The organism is Spirillospora albida, assembly GCF_000718255.1.
In the GTDB taxonomy this organism is placed as follows: Bacteria; Actinomycetota; Actinomycetes; order Streptosporangiales; family Streptosporangiaceae; genus Spirillospora; species Spirillospora albida.
Genome location: NZ_JOFJ01000001.1, coordinates 47,745 through 65,436 on the forward strand (window position 1 = coordinate 47,745; position 17,692 = coordinate 65,436).

At 70.5% G+C, this 17,692-nt stretch carries 16 protein-coding genes and 2 CRISPR repeat arrays (1 of these 18 running past the window's edge); of the genes, 13 read left to right on the top strand and 3 right to left on the bottom strand.

Translation table 11 applies throughout. The annotated features are described in order from the left end of the window. Positions 1-160 precede the first annotated feature (160 nt). The 8 genes from ectA (at position 161) to ehuA (ending at position 6,579) form a co-directional block, all read left to right on the top strand. A complete protein-coding gene (ectA, locus tag IE99_RS0100265; protein ID WP_030144802.1) occupies positions 161-700 on the top strand; it encodes a diaminobutyrate acetyltransferase in 540 nt (179 codons plus the stop codon). A 100-nt stretch (positions 701-800) separates the two neighbouring features. Next, positions 801-2,066, top strand: a complete 1,266-nt coding sequence (gene ectB / locus IE99_RS0100270; protein ID WP_030144803.1) for a diaminobutyrate--2-oxoglutarate transaminase — start codon at positions 801-803, stop codon at positions 2,064-2,066. A gap of 37 nt (positions 2,067-2,103) precedes the next feature. Continuing rightward, positions 2,104-2,505 (top strand): ectoine synthase, encoded by a 402-nt coding sequence (locus tag IE99_RS0100275; RefSeq protein WP_030144804.1) that lies wholly within the window; start codon positions 2,104-2,106, stop codon positions 2,503-2,505. Then, positions 2,502-3,404, top strand: coding sequence for an ectoine hydroxylase (gene thpD / locus IE99_RS0100280; RefSeq protein WP_030144805.1), 903 nt, complete (start codon positions 2,502-2,504; stop codon positions 3,402-3,404). Before IE99_RS0100275 ends, thpD begins: the two co-directional genes overlap by 4 nt. Positions 3,405-3,503: 99 nt before the next feature. Further along, positions 3,504-4,397 carry an ectoine/hydroxyectoine ABC transporter substrate-binding protein EhuB gene (gene ehuB, locus IE99_RS0100285; RefSeq protein ID WP_030144806.1) on the top strand — a complete coding sequence of 298 codons (894 nt, stop codon included), beginning with the start codon at positions 3,504-3,506 and terminating at the stop codon, positions 4,395-4,397. 4 nt (positions 4,398-4,401) lie between these two features. Next, the gene (ehuC, locus tag IE99_RS0100290) at positions 4,402-5,100 is read left to right on the top strand and encodes an ectoine/hydroxyectoine ABC transporter permease subunit EhuC (protein WP_037558412.1); all 699 of its coding nucleotides are present in this window, start codon (positions 4,402-4,404) and stop codon (positions 5,098-5,100) included. Then, the gene (gene ehuD / locus IE99_RS0100295) at positions 5,097-5,750 is read left to right on the top strand and encodes an ectoine/hydroxyectoine ABC transporter permease subunit EhuD (RefSeq protein ID WP_030144808.1); all 654 of its coding nucleotides are present in this window, start codon (positions 5,097-5,099) and stop codon (positions 5,748-5,750) included. Before ehuC ends, ehuD begins: the two co-directional genes overlap by 4 nt. Further along, positions 5,737-6,579 carry an ectoine/hydroxyectoine ABC transporter ATP-binding protein EhuA gene (gene ehuA / locus IE99_RS0100300; RefSeq protein ID WP_030144809.1) on the top strand — a complete coding sequence of 281 codons (843 nt, stop codon included), beginning with the start codon at positions 5,737-5,739 and terminating at the stop codon, positions 6,577-6,579. Before ehuD ends, ehuA begins: the two co-directional genes overlap by 14 nt. Here ehuA and IE99_RS0100305 read toward each other — a convergent pair. Further along, positions 6,572-7,204, bottom strand: a complete 633-nt coding sequence (locus IE99_RS0100305) for a TetR/AcrR family transcriptional regulator (protein WP_030144810.1) — start codon at positions 7,202-7,204, stop codon at positions 6,572-6,574. The genes ehuA and IE99_RS0100305 overlap by 8 nt on opposite strands. Before the next feature lie 23 nt (positions 7,205-7,227). Next, positions 7,228-7,857, bottom strand: coding sequence for an HD domain-containing protein (locus IE99_RS0100310; RefSeq protein ID WP_030144811.1), 630 nt, complete (start codon positions 7,855-7,857; stop codon positions 7,228-7,230). A gap of 88 nt (positions 7,858-7,945) precedes the next feature. Here IE99_RS0100310 and IE99_RS0100315 point away from each other — a divergent pair, with 88 nt between their 5' ends. Genes IE99_RS0100315 through IE99_RS0100325 form a run of 3 tightly spaced genes read left to right on the top strand, consistent with a single transcriptional unit; the run spans position 7,946 to position 11,769 of the window. After that, positions 7,946-8,932, top strand: coding sequence for a GlxA family transcriptional regulator (locus IE99_RS0100315; RefSeq protein ID WP_037558474.1), 987 nt, complete (start codon positions 7,946-7,948; stop codon positions 8,930-8,932). 29 nt (positions 8,933-8,961) lie between these two features. After that, the gene (locus IE99_RS0100320; protein ID WP_157609937.1) at positions 8,962-10,596 is read left to right on the top strand and encodes a thiolase C-terminal domain-containing protein; all 1,635 of its coding nucleotides are present in this window, start codon (positions 8,962-8,964) and stop codon (positions 10,594-10,596) included. Positions 10,597-10,620: 24 nt separating this feature from the next. Next, positions 10,621-11,769, top strand: a complete 1,149-nt coding sequence (locus tag IE99_RS0100325; protein ID WP_030144814.1) for an NAD(P)H-dependent flavin oxidoreductase — start codon at positions 10,621-10,623, stop codon at positions 11,767-11,769. Here the strand turns inward: IE99_RS0100325 and IE99_RS0100330 are convergent. Beyond that, on the bottom strand, positions 11,753-12,169 hold the full coding sequence (locus IE99_RS0100330) for an ATP-binding protein (protein WP_051711718.1): 417 nt from the start codon (positions 12,167-12,169) through the stop codon (positions 11,753-11,755). The genes IE99_RS0100325 and IE99_RS0100330 overlap by 17 nt on opposite strands. Before the next feature lie 144 nt (positions 12,170-12,313). Here IE99_RS0100330 and IE99_RS0100335 point away from each other — a divergent pair, with 144 nt between their 5' ends. After that, positions 12,314-13,168 carry a helix-turn-helix domain-containing protein gene (locus IE99_RS0100335; protein WP_051711720.1) on the top strand — a complete coding sequence of 285 codons (855 nt, stop codon included), beginning with the start codon at positions 12,314-12,316 and terminating at the stop codon, positions 13,166-13,168. Next, complete coding sequence (locus tag IE99_RS29955; RefSeq protein ID WP_051711721.1) at positions 13,165-13,413, top strand: DUF397 domain-containing protein; 249 nt, start codon at positions 13,165-13,167, stop codon at positions 13,411-13,413. The genes IE99_RS0100335 and IE99_RS29955 overlap by 4 nt, the downstream gene beginning before the upstream one ends. Before the next feature lie 1,514 nt (positions 13,414-14,927). Beyond that, a CRISPR array of direct repeats spans positions 14,928-16,848; the repeat unit is 29 nt; unit sequence GGGACCATCCCCGCGTGCGCGGGGAGCAC. A gap of 90 nt (positions 16,849-16,938) precedes the next feature. After that, positions 16,939-17,692: a CRISPR direct-repeat array (repeat unit 29 nt; unit sequence GGGACCATCCCCGCGTGCGCGGGGAGCAC); it runs 1,605 nt beyond the window's last position.

Consider the following 17,692-nt stretch of genomic DNA (forward strand, 5'->3'; position numbering starts at 1 on the left):
CTTATCATGCGAAAATGCGCGCGCGGGCCGTCGATTAACATGCCGGAAATAATCCGGGATTTGTCAGCCGGTCAGCCCTACCCGGACCGCCGCACGACAAACATCTCGCAGATAACAAGCCCGGCGGGTCCCCTGAGGCGGTTCGCTAGGTTTCTTGGACATGGCACCGCAACCCCTGGAATCACCGCCCCGGCATCCGCTCCCGACCAGCGACGTCCGGCTCCAGGAGCCGAGCCCCGCCGACGGTCCCGCGCTGTGGCGGCTCGCCCGCGATTCGCGTGTCCTGGACGTCAACTCGCCCTACAGCTACGCGCTCTGGTGCCGTGATTTCGCGGACACCTCCGTGGTGGCCCGCGACGGCGAGGGGGCGTGCGGCTTCATCACCGGCTACGTCCGCCCCGCCCGGCCCGACACGTTCTTCGTGTGGCAGGTCGCCGTCGCCGAGTCGCACCGGGGCCGCGGTCTGGCCCGCCGCATGCTGGACCGGCTCGCCGGCCGGCTGGCCGCCCGCGGCCACCGCTACCTGGAGGCGACCGTGACGCCGGGCAACGCCGCGTCCACCGCGATGTTCGCGTCGTTCGCCCGCGACCACGGATGCGAGCTGGAGCGCAGCCCGCTGTTCGGCGCGGAGCACTTCCCCGGCGGCGGCCACGAGCCCGAGGTGCTCTTCCGCATCGGCCCGATCTCCGGCCGGGACTGACCGCCCGGCCACCGCACGCCCCCCGCCCCCGTCCCTTCCGGCTCGCGCCCCGGCGGGCGCGCGCCCGCGATCGACCCGACCGACCTTCCCGGAGGCACACATGGACGTTTTCGCCCGCATGGAATCGGAAGTCCGCGGCTACTGTCGCGGCTGGCCGACGGTGTTCACCACCGCGCAGGGCAGCCGTATCACCGATGAGAACGGACGCTCCTACCTCGATTTCTTCGCCGGCGCCGGCACCCTCAACTACGGCCACAACGACCCCCGCCTGAAACAGCGGCTGCTGGACTATCTGTCGGCCGACAGCATCGTGCACAGCCTCGACATGTACACGGCCGCGAAACGCGACTTTCTGGAACGATTCAATGAATATGTCCTGGAGCCGCGCGGCCTGGACTACAAGGTCCAGTTCCCCGGTCCGGCGGGCAACCATTCGGTCGAGGCCGCGCTGAAACTGGCCCGCAAGTACACCGGCCGGGAGACCGTCGTCAGCTTCACCAACGCCTTCCACGGCATGACGCTCGGCGCGCTCGCCGTGACGGGGAACTCGATGAAGCGGACCGGCGCGGGCGTGCCCCTCGGCCACGGCGTCGCGATGCCCTACGACAACTACCTCGACGGCCGGACGCCCGACTTCCTCCTGCTGGAGACGATGCTCGCCGACAGCGGCAGCGGCCTCGACACGCCCGCCGCGGTGATCGTCGAGACCGTGCAGGGCGAGGGCGGCATCAACGTCGCGTCCGCCGAGTGGCTGCGGGGGCTGCAGGACCTGTGCCGCCGCCACGACATCCTCCTGGTCGTCGACGACGTCCAGATGGGCTGCGGCCGGACGGGCGCGTTCTTCTCCTTCGAGGAGGCCGGGATCGTCCCGGACATCGTGTGCCTGTCGAAGTCGCTGAGCGGCTACGGGCTGCCGTTCGCGGTCACGCTGATGCGCCGCGACCTGGACGTGTGGGAGCCGGGCGAGCACAACGGCACGTTCCGCGGGTTCAACCCGGCGTTCGTCACGGCGGTCGGCGCGCTCGAGGACCACTGGACGGGCGACGGCATGGAGAAGCAGACCATCGCCAAGGGCCAGCAGGTCGAGGCCGCGCTGGACGGCATCGCCGCCGCCCACGCGGACGTGGTCGACGGCGTCCGCGGCCGCGGCCTCGCCTGGGGCCTGGTGATGAAGGACCCCGAGGCGGCGCCCGCGGTGTGCGCGGAGGCGTTCGAGCGCGGCCTGCTGATGGAGACGTCCGGCCCGGAGGGCGAGGTGGTGAAGCTGCTGCCGCCGCTGACCACGACCGAGGCCGAGCTCGCCGAGGGCCTGGACATCCTGGCCGACTCGGTGCACGCCGCGCTCCGCGCCACCGCCGCCGCCTGATGAGGGCGCGCCGCCGACCGGACACGAGGAGGAACCGATGATCGTCCGTTCGCTCGACGAGATCGCCGGCACGGAGCGCGACGTGCGCGCCGAGACCTGGCGCAGCCGCCGCTTCGTCCTGGCCAAGGAGGGTGTCGGGTTCTCCCTGCACGACACCGTCCTGTACGCGGGGACGGAGACGCGGATGTGGTACGCGAACCACATCGAGGCCGTCTACTGCATCGAGGGCACCGGCGAGCTCGTCAACGAGGAGACCGGCGAGAAGCACGACCTGCGGCCGGGCGTGATGTACCTGCTGGACGGCCACGAGCACCACACCCTGCGCGCCCACACGGACGTGCGGACCGTCTGCGTGTTCAACCCGCCCTGCACCGGGCGGGAGGTCCATGACGAGAACGGCGTCTACCCGCTGCTGACCGAGGAGGAGTCCGGATCGTGAGCATCGAGGCCCACCCGACCATCGATGACGCCTACCCCACCCGCAAGTGCGGCGAGGCCGCGCTGCTGTACCGGCAGGACCCGGTCGTGTACGGCGGCGCCGGCGACGGCCCGATCGACGCCGCGACCCTGGAGTCCTACGACGCCAACGGCTTCCTGTCCGTCGACCAGCTGCTCTCTCCGGAGGAGGTCGAGGAGTACCGGGCCGAGCTACGGCGGCTGGCGTCCGACCCGGCGATCCTCGCCGACGAGCGGACCGTCACCGAGCGGGGCTCCGACGAGATCCGCTCCATCTTCGAGGTCCACCGGATCAGCGAGGTGTTCGCCGGGCTCGTCCGCGACCCGCGCGTCGTCGGCCGCGCCAGGCAGATCCTCGGCTCGGACGTCTACGTCCACCAGAGCCGGGTCAACTACAAGCCGGGGTTCACCGGCAAGGACTTCTACTGGCATTCGGACTTCGAGACCTGGCACGCGGAGGACGGCATGCCCCGGATGCGCGCGGTGAGCATCTCCGTCGCGCTGACCGAGAACTTCGTCCACAACGGCGCCCTGATGATCATGCCGGGTTCGCACCGGACGTTCGTGTCGTGCGTCGGGGAGACCCCCTCCGACCACTACAAGGAGTCACTGCGGGGCCAGGAGATCGGCACGCCCGACCCCAACAGCCTGTCGATCCTGGCCGACAAGCACGGCATCGAGCTGTTCACCGGCCCCGCCGGGTCGGCGACCCTGTTCGACTGCAACTGCATGCACGGCTCGAACGGGAACATCACCCCGTTCCCGCGCTCCAACGTGTTCATCGTGTTCAACAGCGTCGAGAACGCGTGCGCGGAGCCGTTCTCCGCCCCGGCGCCCCGGCCGTCCTTCATCGGGGCGCGCGACTTCACGCCCGTCCGGTAGCGCCGCCCGTCCGCTCCCCCACCCCGCCCCATCGCCGCGGCGCCCGCGGAGCCCGTCCGACCTCCGCGGGCGCGGCGGCACGGCATCAGGAGTTCAACGATGACCACCTCGAGACGCGACTTCCTGCGCAGCACGGTCCTGCTGTCGGCGGCCGTTCCGCTGGCCGCCGCGGGCTGCTCGACGACCGACCCGGCGACGGAACGGGCCGGCGGCGGGACGCTCGCCAGGGCCAGGGACGCCGGCAAGATCACCATCGGTTTCGCCAACGAGGCGCCCTACGGTTACACCGACAAGTCCGGCAGGCTGACCGGCGAGGCGCCCGAGCTCGCCCGCGTCGTCTTCAAGGAACTCGGGATCGGGAAGGTCGAGGGCGTCCAGGTCGACTTCGGCGGCCTCATCGGCGGCCTCAACGCCAAGCGGTTCGACGCCATCTCCGCCGGAATGTTCATCACCCCCGAACGCTGCGGGTCGGCCGCGTTCGCCGACCCCGAGTACGTCGCCAAGAGCGCCTTCATGGTGAGGGAGGGCAACCCGAAGGGCCTCCGGGCCGCCGGCGACCCCGCCAGGACGAAGGCCAGGGTCGGCGTCCTGACCGGCGCGGTCGAGCAGGACTACGCGGAGAAGACGGGCGTGCCCAAGGGCGACATCAAGACGTTCGCCGACCAGGCCAGCGCCTTCGAGGGCCTGAAGGCCGGCCGGATCGACTGCATCTGGCTGACCCGCATCTCCCTCGCCGACCTGCTGTCCAAGCATCGGGGCGAGGGCTTCGAGGTCACCGGCGCGTTCACCCCCGTCATCGACGGCAGGGAGCAGTTCGGCGCCGGCGCGTTCGCGTTCCGGCAGGCGGACGCCGACCTGCTGAAGGCGTGGAACGAGCAGCTCGCCAAGCTGAAGCGGGAGAACCGGCTCCTGCCGATCCTGCAGCCGTTCGGGTTCACCCAGGCCGACATGCCGGGGCCGGACGACACGGCCGCCAGGTTCTGCAAGGGCTGACCCGGTGTCCGAGGTCCTCGACAGCTACCCCCAATGGGTGGACGGGGCGTGGGTCACCATCCGCCTCACCCTCCTCGGCGGCGCTCTCGCGCTGGTGCTCGCCCTGGCCTTCGGCCTGGCGGGCACCTCCCGGCACGCCGCCGTCCGCGCCCTGAACCGGGTGTACGTGGAGTTCTTCCGCGGCAACGCCACCCTGGTGCTGCTGTACTGGTTCTTCTACGCGCTGCCCCTCATCGGACTCCGGTTCGCCACCCTGTTCGCGGCGGTGCTCGCCCTCGGCCTGAACATCGGCGCCTACGGCGCGGAGGTCGTCCGGGGCTCGATCAACGCCGTCCCGAAGGCGCAGCACGAGGCGGCCATCGCGCTGAACTTCACCCCGTTCCAGCGGATGCGGCGCGTCCTGCTGCCGCAGGCGTTCGCCCTGATGCTGCCGCCGTTCGGCAACCTGCTGATCGAGCTGATGAAGGGCACCGCCATCGTGTCGCTCGTCGGGCTCGTCGACCTCACGCGCGTGTCGAAGAACGTCCAGGGCAGCACCGGTGAGACCGTCGCCGCGTTCACCGTGGCGCTCGTCCTGTACTTCGTCATCGCCCAGGTGCTGCAACTGCTCGTCCGGTACGCCGAACGCCGCGTCGACCGCATGCTGGGCCGCGGCCTGCCCGCCCGGCCCGCACTGGACACGGCGGGGGTGGCGGGCGGATGACCTGGGACTGGCAGTACACCGGCGACGTCCTCCCCGATCTGCTGCACGGCCTCCGGTACACCCTGATCGCGACGACCCTCGGCTACGCGCTCGCGCTCGTCCTGGGCCTGGTCTGGACGCTTCTGCGCCGCACCCCGTACGCCGCCGTCAACCACACGGTGCGGTGGATCACGGAGTTCGTCCGCTCCACCCCGCTGATCCCGCAGCTGTACTTCGTCTTCTTCGTCCTGCCCGCGTTCGGCCTCACGATCGGGTCGCTCACCGCCGGCGTGCTCACGCTCGGCGTCCACTACTCGACCTACACGGCCGAGGTGTACCGGGCCGGCATCGCCGACGTGCCCAAGGGGCAGTGGGAGGCGTGCACCGCGCTGAACCTGCCGCGCTCGCGGGCATGGCTGGACGTGATCCTGCCGCAGGCCGTCCGCCGGGTGATCCCGACGCTCGGCAACTACCTGATCGCGATGTTCAAGGACTCGCCGCTGCTGCTGGCCGTCAACGTCGTGGAGGTCCTCAACGCCGCCTACCAGGTGGGGTCGAGGTCCCTGCGGTTCCTGGAGCCGATCACGATGGTCGGGCTGCTGTTCGTCGTGGTCAGCGTCATCTCGTCGATTCTCGTCCGACGCCTGGAGAGGCGCTATGCCACCCATTGAGCAACCCGTGGAACCCCTCGTGAACGCGTCGAAGGACGCCCCCGTCCGCCGCGACGGCGCGCCGCCCGGCATCCGGTTCGAGAAGGTCGTGAAGCGGTTCGGCGAACACACCGTCCTGCGCGAGCTCGACTTCGACGTCGCGCCCGGCGAGCGCGTCACGCTCATCGGGCCGAGCGGCTCGGGCAAGACCACCATCCTCCGGCTGCTGATGACGCTGGAATCCCCCGACGGCGGTCTCATCTGGATCGGCGACCGGACGCTCTGGCACATGGAGCGCAAGGGCGAACGCGTCCCGGCGAACCAGAAGCACCTCCATGAGATGCGCAAGCAGGTCGGGATGGTGTTCCAGCAGTTCAACCTGTTCCCGAACATGAACGTCCTGCGGAACCTCACCGAGGGGCCGGTGCGCGTCCTCGGCCTGTCCAGGGACGAGGCGGAGGACCGGGCCCGCGACCTCCTCGACCTCGTCGGGCTCGCCGACAAGATCACGGCGCATCCCTCGCGGCTGTCCGGCGGGCAGCAGCAGCGCGTCGCCATCGCGCGGGCGCTCGCGATGCGGCCGCAGGTCCTGCTGCTGGACGAGGTGACGTCGGCGCTCGATCCCGAGCTCGTCGTCGGCGTCCAGGACCTCCTGCGCGACATCGCCAGGCAGAACGACCTGACGATCCTGTGCGTCACCCACGAGATGCGCTTCGCCCGGGACATCTCCGACCGCGTCCTGATGTTCGACGCGGGCCGCATCGTCGAGGAGGGGCCGCCGGAGCAGATCTTCGGCGAGCCGTCCGAGCAGCGCACCCGGGACTTCCTGCAGGCGGTCCTCGCTACGTGATCATCGGGGCGAGGTGTCGGCGGGCGTACTCCCGCGCCGCGTCGTCGTCCTGCAGCGGTACGCAGCTCCTCGGGTTCAGGACGAACGACAACATCAGGCGGATCAGGGTCTCGGCCGTCGCGTCCGCCCGTTCCGCCGCCCGGGGCGCGATGCCCTCCGCGCTCCGCAGCACCCCCGCGAGGTAGCGGCGCGCCACGTCCAGGATCGGGCCGCTGTCGACGGTGAGGAACGGCAGCAGCGCCTCCGGCTCCGACGCCATCAGCCGCCGGGACAGCGCATGGCCCTGCGCGTACCGCAGCGTGATGAGGAAGCCCTCCGCGACCCGGTCGCCGACACCCGGGACGGCGTCCATCGCCGCGGTGAACACGTCGAGGAACCGCCGCATCTCCCGCATCAGGACGGCCTCGACCAGGTCGTTCTTCGTCGCGAACCGCCGGTACACGGTCACCCGCGCGACCTTCGCGGCGCGCGCCACGTCCTCCATGGAGGTGCGGCGCAGCCCGAACTGCTCGAACCTGGCCAGCGCCGCGTCGAGGATCGCGGTCCCCATCTCGTCGACCTCGCCGGCGTCCCCGGCGCGGGACAGCGCGCGGGCGAGGAGGTTCTGTTCGGGAGCGCCGCTCATCTCCCCCACACTAGCGAGAGCGGTCAGGCGACGCCGCTCCACGCGTTCCGCTCCAGCTCCTCCCAGCGGAGCTCGTGCGCGAGAACGCCCTGCTGCCGTGCCAGTTCGTAGGGCAGCGAGCCGAAGGGCGCCTTGGCGGGGTCGCGCGCCACCTGTTCGGTGATGATCTTCAGCAGGCCGCAGCCCGGCTCGAGACGCGGGAACGCCGCGTGGACCTCGTCGGCGAATCCGGCGGGGAGGCGCTCGGCGCCCATGTGCCTCACGTCCACGCCGATGCCGATATGCGCGAGGGCGATCTCGCCGGGCATGCGGTGCGCGATGCCGCTGCTGGTGTGCAGCGCGATCGCCTGCCAGACGATCTGGACGCGCTCCTCCGCGCAGCCGTGCTCGCGCAGGAAGCCCGCCGCGACGTCGGCGCCATCGACCTCGAACCGCTGCGACCCGTCGCCGCGATCCGTCAGGCCGATGTCGTGCAGGACGCAGGAGAGGAAGAGCACCTCGTCGTCGTAGGGAGCGCCGTCGAGGTCGGCGAGCGCGCGGGCGAACAGGTAGCTGCGGACGCTGTGGTTCGCGAGCGCCGGACTCTCCTCGGCGAAGGCGAGGTCGTACGCCTCACGGGCGAGGTCGGTGCCGGGAAAGCGGAAATCGGTCAAGGGGTTCCTCCTTCGGTCGCCTTGATCGTGCCCGCGCCGGACGGGGGGCACCAGTGGCCGGAATGACGCTGTGCGCTACGTTCTGGCCATGCATGTCATAGCGGTACCGGCGCTGGACGGCGCGGTCCCCTTCGATCTGTCCACGCCGGGGCAGGTGTTCGGGATGACCACGACGGCCGAGGACGTCCCGCTGTACGACGTCCGCGTCTGCACACCCCCGGACGGCATCGCGACACCCGGCCCGCTCGGCGGCCTCCGCCTGCGGACGCCCTACCCCCTGGACGCGCTCGCCACGGCCGACACGATCATCGTCCCGGGGCACGACACCTTCCTGGACGAACCGCCCGGCGAGGTCGTCGACGCGCTCCGCGCCGCCCATGCCCGCGGCGCCCGCATCGCGTCCATCTGCGTCGGCGCCTTCGTCCTCGCCGCCGCCGGCCTCCTCGACGGGCGGCGCGCGACCACGCACTGGCGGATGGCGGACGCCCTGGCCCGGCGGCACCCGTCGGTCGACGTCGACCCGTCCGTCCTCTACGTGGACGAGGGGCAGGTGCTCACCTCCGCGGGCATCGCGGCGGGCATCGACCTGTGCCTGCACATCGTCCGGCGCGACCACGGCTCCGCGACCGCCGCCCGCACCGCGCGCCGCATCGTCATGCCGCCCCAGCGCGACGGCGGCCAGGCCCAGTTCATCCGGCACGAGGACCCCCCGGACGGCGCGACCGCGCTGCAGCCCGTCCTCGCCTGGCTGGAGGCCAACCTCGACCGGCCGCTCACCCTCGACGACATCGCGCGGCACGCGTCCGTCAGCGTCCGGACGCTGACCCGCCGCTTCCGCGACCAGGCCGGCACGACCCCGCTGCGATGGCTGTCGCACGCCCGGATCCGCCGCGCCCAGCAGTTGCTGGAGACGACGGACCTGCCGGTCGAGCGGATCGCCGCCGCGTCCGGTTTCGGCTCTCCCGTCACGCTCCGCGCCCATTTCACCCGCCGAGTCGGAGCCTCCCCGCAGGCGTACCGGAACGCGTTCCGCACCACGCCCCCGCAAGTTCCCGAACGTCATTCGGTAACGTGAGGGGAGTCGTCGTCTAGGAGGAGTTCGAGTTGAGCACAGCGATCGCCGGCCTCGGAATGACCGAGCTGGGCAAGGTGTACGGGCGCAGCCCGCGCCGACTGGCCGCCGACGCGGTGCGCCTGGCCGCCGCCGACGCGGGCCTGCCCCTCGCCGACCTGGACGGCCTGCTCGTCAGCCACGGCCTCGGCGGCTCCCCCGGCATCGAGCTCGCCGACGCGCTGGGCCTGCGGAACCTGCGGCTCCTCTCGACGGTCAACTCCTTCGGCGCGACCGCCGGCGCGATGATCGCGCACGCCGCCATGTCGATCATGAGCGGCGCCGCGACGACCGTGGCCTGCGTCTTCGCGGACGCGCCCCTCAAGCCGAAGCAGTCGTCCGGTGCCGCCTACCACCGCGACGCGCCCGAATGGTACGGATTCAGCGGGATGACGGCGGCCCTGGGGCTGAGGAGCGTCAACGCCCACTACGCGCTGGCCGCCCAGCGTCACATGGCCAGGTACGGGACGACGAGCGAGCAGCTCGGCGCCATCGCCGTCTCCACCCGGGAATGGGCGACCCGCAACCCGCTCGCGCAGATGCGCGAGCCGATCACCCTGGACGACCACCAGGCGTCCCGCTGGGTCGCCGAACCGCTCCACCTCCTGGACTGCTGCCTGGTGTCGAACGGCGCCATCGCCGTCATCGTCACCGGCTCAGACCGCGCCCGGTCACTGGCCAAGCCGCCCGTCCACCTGTGGGGCTGGGGCCAGGGCCACCCCGGGCACCGGAAGGAGCGCGACTCGGAGTTCGGCCTCACGACGGGCGCCCTCACCTCCGGGCCGACCGCGATGAAGATGGCGGGGATCACCCCGGACGACGTCACCGTCGCCGAGTTGTACGACTGCTACACGTACACCGTCCTCGTGTCCCTCGAGGACTACGGGTTCTGCGAGAAGGGCGAGGGCGGGGCGTTCGCCGCGTCCGGCGCCCTCGGGCCCGGCGGATCGCTGCCGACGAACACCGGCGGCGGGCAGCTGTCGTCCTATTACATGTGGGGCATGACGCCGCTCTCGGAAGCGATCATCCAGGCGCGCGGCGAGGGCGGAGACCGGCAGGTGGACGCCAACGACGTGATCCTGGTGAGCGGCAACGGCGGCATCCTCGACCACCACTCGACGCTGATCCTGAGCCCGCACGAGAAGTCCGCGCCGGTCGCCCCGGCCGGTCGCCCGGCCCTCCGCGCCTCCGGTGCCCGGGAGGCCGCGCCCGCCCCGGCGTCCGTCCCGTCCGGGCCGGTGGAGATCGGGAGGCTCAAGCGGGACGGCCGCACCGACCCGTTCTTCGACGGCACCGCCGACGACCGCCTGGTCATCAAGCGCTGCGAGAGCTGCGAGACCTGGTTCGCTCCGGACGCCACCGGCTGCACCCACTGCGGTGCCGCGACGCTGGCCTGGGCGGACGCGAGCGGCGAAGGCACCCTCGTGACGTGGACGGTCACGCACGGCCGTCCGTCCGCCGACGGGACCGCCCCGCCGCCCGCGTACCTGGCGCTGGTGGAGCTCGCGGAGGGGCCGTGGCTGCACGGGCGGCTGTCCGGGGTGTCCGTCCTGCGCGAGGGCCTGCCGCTGCGCGCGACCTACGTCCATCCGGAGGACGGCGAGGCGTACGTCCTCTGGACCGAATGACATTCGGTTAGATACCGTCGGAGCATGCGCACCCAGGTCTGTGAAACGCTCGGCATCGACGTCCCGCTTTTCGCCTTCAGTCACTGCCGCGACGTCGTCGCGGCAGTGACGAACGCGGGCGGACTCGGCGTTCTGGGAGCCGTCGCGTACAGCCCCGAGCGCCTCGAAGAGGAGCTTCGCTGGATCGACGAGCACGTCGGCGGCCGCCCCTACGGCGTCGACGTCCTCGTCCCCGCGAAGATCGACGAGTCGGCGAAGCGGGCCGCCGCCGGGAAGGGCGGCATGGACACGATGCTCGCGGCCGTACCCGAGCAGCACTGGAAGTTCCTCGCCGACCTCTTCGCCAAGTACGACGTCCCGGCGCCCGACTTCGACAAGGCCAAGCACTCCGCGGGGCGCGGCGGGACGGGCGTCACACAGCAGGGCGCGAACGATCTCATCGACGTGTCGCTCTCCCACCCGATCCGCCTGATCGCGAGCGCGCTCGGCACTCCCCCGCCCGTCATGGTCGAGAAGGCGAAGGCGGCGGGCATCCCGGTCGCCGCCCTCGTGGGCACGGCGGAGCACGCCCGCCGCCAGGTCGCCGCCGGCGTGGACCTGATCGTCGCCCAGGGCGGCGAGGCGGGAGGCCACACGGGCGAGATCTCGACGATGGTCCTGGTCCCGGAGGTCGTGGACGTGGTCGCCCCCGTTCCCGTCCTGGCCGCCGGCGGCATCGCGACCGGCCGCCAGATGGCCGCGGCGATGGCGCTGGGCGCGTCCGGCGTCTGGTGCGGCTCCGTCTGGCTCACCACGGAGGAGGCCGAGACGCCGCCCGCGGTCAAGGCGAAGATGCTGGCCGCCACGTCCCGTGACACGATCCGCTCCCGCTCCCGCACCGGCAAGCCCGCCCGCCAGCTCAAGTCTGCCTGGACGGACGAGTGGGAAGGCCCGGACAGCCCCGGCGCCCTCGGCATGCCCCTCCAGATGATCGTCGCCGAGGGCGCCATGCGCCAGATCAACAAGCTCTCCGAGAGCGGCAACCCGGGTGCCCGCGAGCTGGCGAACTACTTCGTCGGCCAGTGCGTCGGCCTCATGAAGACGGTCAAGCCGGCCCGCCAGGTCGTCTACGACATGCTGGAAGAGTTCGCCGACGCCGTCGAACGCCTCAACAAGATCACCTCGGCGGACTGACACCCGGCGGCGGCCCGGCGAACCGCATCCAGACGGTCGTCCCATCACCGCTCGCCCTGGCCTCCCACGCCAGGGCGAGCGCGTCGATGATCCGCAGGCCCCGCCCGTCCTCCGCGAGTGGGTCGTCACGCATCACAGGTCGCGCCCCGTCCGCCCCGTCATCGAGCACTTCGACGACGATGTCCGAAGCGTCCACAGTGACCGTGACGGTCACCTGCCCGCCCTTTCCGGACTTCGTGTGCTCGATCGCATTCGTGAGTGCCTCTGTCACACACGTCTGCACATCATCCAGCGATGGATGCCGCTCCCCCAGCACGTCCCGGATGAATAGCCGCGCATACCGGGCCGACCGCTCCGCACCGGGCAGCGTGAGCGACGCGATGATCTCACTGAGAGCCATGGGGTCCCTTCCTGTCGCCCCAAGGCTCATAGCTCAGTGCCACCGCGGCCATACGATCCGTGGTCCCAGAAACGACCCCTCAGGAAAATTTGATCGATCATGAGTTTCCCGGCGATCATGCGCGGAGCGTGACAGCCTGATCGCATGACGGAAGCTCCCCGATCGACCGTCCGCCTCCGCAAGATCGGCCGTGAGCTGCGCCGACTCCGCGAGGAATCCGGCTACACGCTCGTCACCGCCGGTCGCCACCTCGAGCGCTCCGCGTCATCCCTCAGCAAGATCGAGACCGGCGCCCAATGGCTCCGCCTACGCGACCTCACCCACATCCTGGACGTCTACGAAGCGCCTCCGGACCTCCGAGCCGCCCTCACGACCCTCGCAGAGCAAGACCGCCAACCCGGCTGGTGGGACGCCTACCGCGACCTCGTCTCGCCAGAAGCTCTAGATCATGCTTCCCTGGAATGGTCGAGCACCCATAAAGTCAATGCCGAGACGACCTTCGTTCCCGGGCTACTTCAAACCGAGGATTACGCTAGAGCACTTCAGCAGAATCGCCTCCCTCATTCGCCACTAAGGAAGCTGGACCACTTCGTCGATTTCCGTCTGGCCCGGCAACAGGTCCTGAGCAGAGAGGATCCGGTGCACCTAGATGTATTGCTTGACGAGGCCGCCCTTCGGCGCATTCGCGGCGGACGCCAGGTGATGCGCAGCCAGTTGCGCAGGCTTCTCCTTGAATCCGAGCAGAACCACGTGCACCTGCAGGTCCTCCCATTCGCTGCCGACCCGGGAAACGCCTACCCCGGTCAGTTCGAGATTATGGATATCGGCACTCCACCCATCCTCAGCGTAGCTCTGACCGACCACATCACGAGGCGCACGACACATGAAGATCACGACGTGATTAGCAAATGTCGCAGCCTGTACAGCGAGGCAAGGACCATCGCCCTACCAGAACCTGATTCACGCGACCTCGTCCACGGGATACTGTCAGGGCTATGACAGAGAATCCTGCCGTCCGTTGGCGCAAGAGCAGCCACAGCAACTCTGACATCGAAGAATGCGTTGAGGTAGCCCAGGCACAGCAGGTCGTGGCCGTCCGAGATTCAAAGGACCCTGACGGCCCAGTCCTGACCTTTGCCCCGCACGCTTGGACGGCCCTGATCTGCGCCATCAAGACACCGGACGCATCACTTGCGTCCAGCACTGCCACTCGGCTCCGACCCACACCGGGACGTGGCCACTAGCCGCTCCGTCATGTCATGGAGTTACAGCCGCCTCCTGCGCAACGAGCTGGGCGGGCTCGTGGTCGTTGCACCATCCCCGCGTGCGCGGGGAGCACGCGACACAGTCAATGCGCGGTGACCCGGAAGTGGGACCATCCCCCGCGTGCGCGGGGAGCACGGTGGCATGGGCCTGACCGCGGATGTCGGTTGGGGACCATCCGCGCGTGCGCGGGGAGCACTCGTTCGGGTCGGACTGGCGGACGGACTGGGCGGGACCATCCCCGCGTGCGCGGGAGCACGCGGGCTGCGCGCGCTTCCTCGGGCGATGAGAGGGGCCGTCCCCGCGTGCGCGGGGAGCACCTGGCGCCGCCGTGGCTGATCGGCGGGGCGCTGGGGCCATCCCCCGTGCGCGGGGAGCACCCGGTCGCGCCGTCCATGGGCATGATGCTGGAGGGGCCATCCCCCGTGCGCGGGGAGCACGCCGGGACGGCGCCGGGCCGGTCGGTGGTGCCGGGGGCCATCCCCCGTGCGCGGGGAGCACTCTCGCTGACCTGCGACGTTATCGCCACGGAGGGCTGTATTGAGGCACTTTTGAAAGCTGGACATTTTGGACTCTCTGTCGAGGTCCACCGTCCAGCGGTCGGTCCACCCGCCTGCTGCCCTTCTAACACCCTGGGCATCCGCTCTAGCGAGCACCCTTCTATCACTCTGATCCCAAGGAAACGTTCCGAATACAGATTCGGGAAGGTGTCCACCCCTGGCCACTTGAGGATCTTGTGAACCACATCGGGGCTGACCTCGACAAAAGGCAGCCTGGAAGGGCGTTGGCATGCTGCAGCGAGCCCTGCGCTACTCGGACTAGCCAACCCAGCCCCCCGTCCGGCGGGTACCATCCTGAGGAAGGAAGCAACGTGGTAGGGGTAAGCCTTACCCGTTCACCAAAGACATCACTCTGGAGATGATCGCATGCACCAACCACCCGGTCCCGTCCTCGATCTGCGGGCGTTTCTCCTTCTGCTCTTCGCTGTCATCGTGGGCGTCGCATCTCAGGTGCTGACCTTCCTGTCCACGGCAGACCTTCCTCACTCTGCGCTAGTGGGCGCGGCGATGGGTGCAGGAGCTCTTGCTTGGGGTCGCTCGCTTCTTGCTCCCTGAGACGTTGAGCAAGCCAAATCAGCCTGGGGTCCAGGCCCGTGAGCAGCCTAGGGTGAAGCGTCAACTGGGGCGGTAGCCTACGATCGCAACTGCCTTGCTCCCCGCGCACGCAGGGATGAGCCCGTGGTAGGGGCTAGCCTTAGGTCATTTTAAAACTGCTCCCCGCGCACGCGGGGCTGGCGGCCGGATTCGACCGTCGTTCATGAGCGGAGTGGCCTACAGCAGGCCACTCCGCTGTATTGCACATCAGTCCAACTGCCGTCAATCGCCCATCGATTATGTCTTGGTAGTCTTGATTGTGTGCATTCGACCTTTCGAATTGATTAGCACTGGCGTGCGCGAGGAACACTCGCACACCAAGATCATCACCTGTCCATGCGGCGACCATGCCCGCGTACGCGGGGAGCAGATGCCGGTCGCGCATCCGGCCGTCCGGGGGTGGGGACCATCCCCGCGTGCGCGGGGAGCACCGTTCATTGACTCGCCCCCGCCGTATTGTCCTGGGACCATCCCCGCGTGCGCGGGGAGCACGACGGCACGGGCGGGCGCGGCCTGAAGGTGCTGGGACCATCCCCGCGTGCGCGGGGAGCACTTGATCAGCCGGTCCGGGGGGATGCCGTAGGCGGGACCATCCCCGCGTGCGCGGGGAGCACCCGCAATGTGAGGGTGCGGCCCACAAGTGGGAGGGACCATCCCCGCGTGCGCGGGGAGCACAGCGCCACCCGCGACGCCGTCATGGACGGCACGGGACCATCCCCGCGTGCGCGGGGAGCACAGCGCCACCCGCGACGCCGTCATGGACGGCACGGGACCATCCCCGCGTGCGCGGGGAGCACGGTGACGGTCATGAGGGGTCTCCCGTCTCGCTGGGACCATCCCCGCGTGCGCGGGGAGCACGCCTTCGCGCAGTCCTCGGCCTTAGCTCTGGCGGGACCATCCCCGCGTGCGCGGGGAGCACGATCACCCGGCGGGCGCCGGTCTCGCGTTGCTGGGACCATCCCCGCGTGCGCGGGGAGCACCGACTTCCTTCCTCTTCGTGGATTCGTGGTCGGGGACCATCCCCGCGTGCGCGGGGAGCACAGTCGGTCTAGTTCACGCAGGGCGGCGGTGAGGGGACCATCCCCGCGTGCGCGGGGAGCACCACATGGCGCCGGTGAACCTGGCGAGCATCTTGGGACCATCCCCGCGTGCGCGGGGAGCACCCGTACGTCAACCCCAGCTGGTTCAGGGCGGCGGGACCATCCCCGCGTGCGCGGGGAGCACGGGGTCGCGTGGGTGGCGCTGCTCACGGTCCTGGGACCATCCCCGCGTGCGCGGGGAGCACGATGGCCTCGCGCGGCTCGGGCTCGGCGTGCGGGGACCATCCCCGCGTGCGCGGGGAGCACACGTTCTCGGCCGGCTCGGAGGTGATGTTGAAGGGACCATCCCCGCGTGCGCGGGGAGCACTTCCCGCTGAAGTTCACCGCGGGGTCGCCCGGGGGACCATCCCCGCGTGCGCGGGGAGCACATGCCCACGATCAGGGACGCCTTCCGGCGGGCGGGACCATCCCCGCGTGCGCGGGGAGCACTCGGGGTGGGTGAGGACGAGGTCGCGGACGCTGGGACCATCCCCGCGTGCGCGGGGAGCACATCGACCTCGACCTCGGTTCGCTGGAATTTGAGGGACCATCCCCGCGTGCGCGGGGAGCACTTCGACCTCACCGAGGCGCACGTGACGTGCCTGGGACCATCCCCGCGTGCGCGGGGAGCACCTAACCGATCGGGGACCCCTCATGCCTCTGCCGGGACCATCCCCGCGTGCGCGGGGAGCACTGGTGCGGCTGGGCGATGAGCATGAGCGTCCGGGGACCATCCCCGCGTGCGCGGGGAGCACCCCAGCGCGTTCAGCCGGGCCAGCACGACCGCGGGACCATCCCCGCGTGCGCGGGGAGCACAAAACAGGGAACGTTTCGCGGAAATCGGCGGAGGGACCATCCCCGCGTGCGCGGGGAGCACACGACGCTGTTGCCCGCGGGCCGGAACGTGAAGGGACCATCCCCGCGTGCGCGGGGAGCACCGGGTCAGCGCGACCGGCACCCGGAACCCGGCGGGACCATCCCCGCGTGCGCGGGGAGCACCCGGGGCGCGCACCTCACTGACCCGCTGTCGGAGGACCATCCCCGCGTGCGCGGGGAGCACAAGGCCGCCGAGGCGCACGCCCTCCGCCGCGCGGGACCATCCCCGCGTGCGCGGGGAGCACGTGAAGTGCTCCACGCTCACGCCGGGGATGTAGGGACCATCCCCGCGTGCGCGGGGAGCACTGACGGCGGCCGGCCAGGGTGGGGCAGTTCTGGGGACCATCCCCGTGCGCGGGGAGCACGTCGTCGGGGTCGTCGCCGAGCAGGTCGCAGAGGGACCATCCCCGCGTGCGCGGGGAGCACGTCTCCTCGTCTCGGGCGGCGCGCAGCTTCTCGGGACCATCCCCGCGTGCGCGGGGAGCACGAGATGGCGCTCAAGGCCGCCGAGGCGCACGCCCTCCGCAGGGCGGGACCATCCCCGCGTGCGCGGGGAGCACACACCTCAGACCTTACAGGGTCACCCTGCAAGGGGACCATCCCCGCGTGCGCGGGGAGCACGTCTGGCACGTCCGGCCGTTGAAATCGAGTTGGGGACCATCCCCGCGTGCGCGGGGAGCACCAGAAGGACGACGAGGAGCTCGCCGACGTCCAGGGACCATCCCCGCGTGCGCGGGGAGCACCGAGGGCCCTCGACAAGGGAGTACGCGCCGTTGGGACCATCCCCGCGTGCGCGGGGAGCACTACTCCTCGACGACGGCGACGCCGGACATCAAGGGACCATCCCCGCGTGCGCGGGGAGCACTGGTCGATCATCATCGGTGTCGTCGCGAACCGGGGACCATCCCCGCGTGCGCGGGGAGCACGGGCCGACGATCGTCATCGCGACCTCGCCCAGGGGACCATCCCCGCGTGCGCGGGGAGCACGAGTGCGTTCACGACGGGACCCCGTTGAGGCAGGGACCATCCCCGCGTGCGCGGGGAGCACATGCCCACGATCAGGCTGGCCTTGCGGCGGGCGGGACCATCCCCGCGTGCGCGGGGAGCACTCATGCATGCAGGTTAAGACCGGCGTTCGCCGGGGACCATCC

What these genes read in the sequence shown, in the direction of transcription:
- IE99_RS0100275 (WP_030144804.1), top strand. Translation starts at nt 2,104, where the DNA reads ATGATCGTCCGTTCGCTCGACGAGATCGCCGGCACGGAGCGCGACGTG.
- ehuD (WP_030144808.1), top strand. Translation starts at nt 5,097, where the DNA reads ATGACCTGGGACTGGCAGTACACCGGCGACGTCCTCCCCGATCTGCTG.
- ectA (WP_030144802.1), top strand. Translation starts at nt 161, where the DNA reads ATGGCACCGCAACCCCTGGAATCACCGCCCCGGCATCCGCTCCCGACC.
- IE99_RS0100335 (WP_051711720.1), top strand. Translation starts at nt 12,314, where the DNA reads ATGACGGAAGCTCCCCGATCGACCGTCCGCCTCCGCAAGATCGGCCGT.
- ehuA (WP_030144809.1), top strand. Translation starts at nt 5,737, where the DNA reads ATGCCACCCATTGAGCAACCCGTGGAACCCCTCGTGAACGCGTCGAAG.
- IE99_RS0100315 (WP_037558474.1), top strand. Translation starts at nt 7,946, where the DNA reads ATGCATGTCATAGCGGTACCGGCGCTGGACGGCGCGGTCCCCTTCGAT.
- IE99_RS0100305 (WP_030144810.1), bottom strand. Translation starts at nt 7,204, where the DNA reads ATGAGCGGCGCTCCCGAACAGAACCTCCTCGCCCGCGCGCTGTCCCGC.
- ectB (WP_030144803.1), top strand. Translation starts at nt 801, where the DNA reads ATGGACGTTTTCGCCCGCATGGAATCGGAAGTCCGCGGCTACTGTCGC.
- IE99_RS29955 (WP_051711721.1), top strand. Translation starts at nt 13,165, where the DNA reads ATGACAGAGAATCCTGCCGTCCGTTGGCGCAAGAGCAGCCACAGCAAC.
- IE99_RS0100330 (WP_051711718.1), bottom strand. Translation starts at nt 12,169, where the DNA reads ATGGCTCTCAGTGAGATCATCGCGTCGCTCACGCTGCCCGGTGCGGAG.
- ehuB (WP_030144806.1), top strand. Translation starts at nt 3,504, where the DNA reads ATGACCACCTCGAGACGCGACTTCCTGCGCAGCACGGTCCTGCTGTCG.
- IE99_RS0100325 (WP_030144814.1), top strand. Translation starts at nt 10,621, where the DNA reads ATGCGCACCCAGGTCTGTGAAACGCTCGGCATCGACGTCCCGCTTTTC.